The organism is Streptomyces sp. NPDC050263 (genome assembly GCF_040655955.1).
Lineage (GTDB): Bacteria > Actinomycetota > Actinomycetes > Streptomycetales > Streptomycetaceae > Streptomyces.
In genome coordinates this window covers 1-3,887 of record NZ_JBFAKW010000065.1, presented here as the reverse complement: position 1 = coordinate 3,887, position 3,887 = coordinate 1, and the positions used below count along the sequence as shown (strand labels likewise).

At 71.3% G+C, this 3,887-nt stretch carries 4 protein-coding genes; 1 reads left to right on the top strand and 3 read right to left on the bottom strand.

All coding sequences use genetic code 11. The features are described from left to right. Positions 1-233: 233 nt before the first annotated feature. Positions 234-2,006 (bottom strand): biotin carboxylase N-terminal domain-containing protein, encoded by a 1,773-nt coding sequence (locus AB0J04_RS26360; RefSeq protein WP_363171024.1) that lies wholly within the window; start codon positions 2,004-2,006, stop codon positions 234-236. Between the two features lie 428 nt (positions 2,007-2,434). On the opposite strand from AB0J04_RS26360, the gene AB0J04_RS26355 reads away from it, so the two are divergent. Then, positions 2,435-2,926: a hypothetical protein gene (locus tag AB0J04_RS26355; protein WP_363171023.1), complete on the top strand. Its 492-nt coding sequence runs from the start codon at positions 2,435-2,437 to the stop codon at positions 2,924-2,926. On the opposite strand, the gene AB0J04_RS26350 is transcribed toward AB0J04_RS26355, so the two are convergent. Next, the gene (locus AB0J04_RS26350) at positions 2,895-3,500 is read right to left on the bottom strand and encodes a nucleoside triphosphate pyrophosphatase (RefSeq protein WP_363171022.1); all 606 of its coding nucleotides are present in this window, start codon (positions 3,498-3,500) and stop codon (positions 2,895-2,897) included. The genes AB0J04_RS26355 and AB0J04_RS26350 overlap by 32 nt on opposite strands. Before the next feature lie 29 nt (positions 3,501-3,529). Then, positions 3,530-3,658, bottom strand: coding sequence for a hypothetical protein (locus AB0J04_RS26345; RefSeq protein ID WP_351910196.1), 129 nt, complete (start codon positions 3,656-3,658; stop codon positions 3,530-3,532). Between the last annotated feature and the right edge of the window lie 229 nt (positions 3,659-3,887).

Here is a 3,887-nt window from a genome sequence, read left to right as displayed (position 1 = left end):
CCCCGGCCGGGCACCGGCCCTGGGACCCGCACCTGCGCCTCCTTTGACGGCGCGGGTCCACGGCTCCTGGGGGCTGAGCCCCCAGACCCCGCTTCGGCCCTGAACGGGCCTCGTCCTCGAACTCCCCCAGCGGGGGACCCCCGGACCGGCTGCACAGCAGGTGCCCGACGGGTCGAAGGGAAAATGCGCGAGGCGCCCGGGTCGGCGGGCGCCTCGGCACAGTTGGTGTGGGGTCAGTCCTTGATCTCGCAGATCGGGGCGCCCGAGGTGATGGACGCGCCGACCTCGGCCGCGAGGCCCTTGACGGTGCCGGAGCGGTGCGCGTTGAGCGGCTGCTCCATCTTCATCGCTTCGAGGACGACGATCAGGTCGCCTTCCTTGACTTCCTGGCCCTCCTCGACGGCGACCTTGACGATGGTGCCCTGCATCGGGGAGGCGAGGGTGTCGCCGGAGGCCATCGGGCCGGACTTCTTGGCCGCGCGGCGCTTGGGCTTGGCGCCCGCCGCGAGGCCGGTGCGGGCCAGGGACATGCCGAGCGAGACCGGGAGGGAGACCTCCAGGCGCTTGCCGCCGACCTCGACGACGATCGTCTCGCGGTCGGTGTCGTCCTCGGCCTCGGCGTCCGTGGGGGCGGCGAAGACCGGGATCTCGTTGACGAACTCGGTCTCGATCCACCGGGTGTGGACCGTGAACGGGTCCGCGGAGCCGGTGAGCTCGGGGGCGAACGCCGGGTCGGCGACCACCGCGCGGTGGAACGGGATGGCGGTAGCCATGCCCTCGACCTGGAACTCGGCCAGCGCGCGGGCGGCACGCTGGAGCGCCTGCTGCCGGGTCGCGCCGGTGACGATCAGCTTGGCCAGCAGCGAGTCCCACGCCGGGCCGATGACGCTGCCGGATTCGACGCCCGCGTCCAGGCGCACGCCCGGGCCGGACGGCGGGGCGAAGGCCGTGACCGTGCCGGGGGCGGGCAGGAAGCCCCGGCCCGGGTCCTCGCCGTTGATGCGGAACTCGATGGAGTGGCCGCGCAGGACCGGGTCGCCGTAGCCGAGGGCCTCGCCGTCGGCGATGCGGAACATCTCGCGCACGAGGTCGATGCCGGCGACCTCCTCGGTGACCGGGTGCTCGACCTGGAGGCGGGTGTTGACCTCCAGGAAGGAGATCGTGCCGTCCACGCCGACGAGGAACTCCACCGTGCCGGCGCCGACGTAGCCGGCCTCCTTGAGGATGGCCTTGGAGGACGAATACAGCTCGGCCGTCTGCGCCTCGGAGAGGAACGGAGCCGGGGCCTCCTCGACCAGCTTCTGGTGGCGGCGCTGGAGGGAGCAGTCACGGGTGGAGACGACGACCACGTTGCCGTGGGTGTCGGCCAGGCACTGGGTCTCCACGTGCCGGGGCTTGTCGAGGTAGCGCTCGACGAAGCACTCGCCGCGCCCGAACGCGGCCACGGCCTCGCGCACCGCGGACTCGTACAGCTCGGGGACCTCTTCGAGGGTGCGGGCGACCTTGAGGCCGCGGCCGCCGCCGCCGAAGGCCGCCTTGATCGCGATCGGCAGCCCGTGCTCCTCGGCGAAGGCGACGACCTCGTCGGCGCCGGAGACCGGGTCGGGGGTGCCGGCGACCAGCGGCGCGCCGGCGCGCTGGGCGATGTGCCGGGCGGCGACCTTGTCGCCGAGGTCGCGGATGGCCTGCGGGGGCGGGCCGATCCAGATCAGGTCGGCGTCCAGGACGGCCTGGGCGAAGTCGGCGTTCTCCGAGAGGAAGCCGTAGCCGGGATGGACGGCGTCGGCTCCGGACTCCCGCGCCGCGTTCAGCACCTTCTCGATGTCGAGATAGCTGGTCGCCGGAGTGTCACCGCCCAGGGCGAACGCCTCGTCCGCCGCCCGGACATGCAGAGCGTCCCGGTCGGGGTCGGCGTACACGGCCACGCTCGCGATACCGGCATCCCGGCATGCCCGGGCCACGCGGACAGCGATTTCGCCACGGTTGGCGATGAGCACCTTGCGCACGATTGAGGCTCCCTCCTTGAAACAAGCCGAGTTTAGGGACTGCCGACACGACTCATCGACCCGTCCCCAAAGGTGAGCTTGCCCACACGGAGCGTGATGCCAGGCTCACTCGACACCGAAATCCCTTGTAGTACCGCCGTACGCAGCACTCCTGCGGGAAACCCTAGCCCTCCCGTGTGGTCAAGGTCTCTGTGAGAGCGTGCTGCGGCCCACTCCGTTTCTTTGTGGAGTCCCTACGAATGGCCCAACGATTCTTTGCCGCTCCCCGAACCCTTGTCCCGGGGTTTACCCGTTAGTAGCGTTCAGGTGCTGAAGAGAGTCCGTGGCCCGCAGGGCCCTCTTGAGGGGGGGGTGGTCGGGCGACGGGTGGGCGTACTTGAGGTAACAGCATCCTTGGTCGAGCCAGGATCGAAAGTGGGTGGGGACCGGTGGTTCGCAGACCGGTGGCGTGGATCGTGGCGGTCGTGCTCTTCGCCGAGGCGCTCGGCGTCGCCGCGCTGAACTGGTTCATGGGCATAGTCGTGGACCGGCAGGACATGTCCCTGGCGGGCATGGACCCCGGCGTGATGTCGACGTCCTCGAAGATCGGCGGGATCGTCTTCGGCCTCTACTTCGCCCTGTGCGGCGTGGTCGCCGTGCTGGTGGCCCTGCGTGACCGCGCGCCCGCCGGGCTCGGCCGGGTCCTGCTGATCAGCGTCGCGGTGGTGCACGGCCTGCTGGGCGCCCTCGCCTGGGGGCTGCTGGGCGTGCCGCAGTTCGTGTTCATGGTGGTCGTGCTCACCCTGATCGTGCTGCTCCTGATGACCTACGACGCAGGGCGGCAGCCCGCCGCCCCCGACCCGGCCCCGGAACCCGAGGACGGCAAGGGCGACGGCGGCGGCTCGCCCGTCATCCCTCCGCCGGCTCCCACAACTCCGTGATGCCGACGCCCAGTTGCGCCAGCAGCCGGCGCACGAGGGGCAGGCTGATGCCGATGACGTTGCCGTGGTCGCCGTCGATGCCGTCGATGAACGGGGCCGAGCGGCCGTCCAGCGTGAACGCCCCCGCCACGTAGAGGGGTTCGCCCGAGGCGACGTACGCGGCGATCTCCTCGTCGGTCGGCTCCCCGAAGCGGACGACGGTGGAGGCGACGGCGGAGGTGTACCGCCCGCTGAGGGTGTCGTAGACGCAGTGGCCGGTCTGGAGCGTGCCGGCCCGGCCGCGCATCGCCTTCCACCTCGCGGTGGCCTCCTCGGCGTCCGCGGGCTTGCCCAGCGCCTCGCCGTCCAGGTCGAGCACCGAGTCGCAGCCGATCACCAGGGCGCCCTTGACCTCCGGCTTCGCGGACACGACGGAGGCCTTCGCCTCGGCGAGCGCGAGCGCCAGCTCGGCGGGGGTGGGGGCGGTGACGGCGTCCTCGTCGACCCCGCTCACGATCACCTCGGGGGCGAGGCCGGCCTGCCGCAGCAGGTTCAGTCGGGCGGGGGACCGGGAGGCGAGGACGAGTCTGCGCATGGGCTCAGGGTAGTGCGGTCGCCGGCCCCTCACCTGACGCCCAGGACGATCATCGCCACGACCATGGCCAACGCGAGGAAGAAGCCGAGCCGTCTCAGGGTCTCCTGCATGTCGCGGAGTTCCTTGGGGGGCTCGTTCTCGGGGTCGGACCACAGCATTCCACCAGCGTGGGGCTTGGGCCTTCGAGGGTGCCTGAGTAGGCGTACTCAAATTGGCCCCCTTGTCGTCCCCGAGTGCGCCCATGCGGCGGAGCCGCATGGCGATGCGGCCCCGCGCCCCTGAGGTGAATGCCGCCTAAGGGCTGTCCCGCAATCCCTGGCGGGCGCGCGACGACAGCTACGGCACCTCGCCGCGTTGTCGGAACGCCCGAATACATCCAGTATGCGG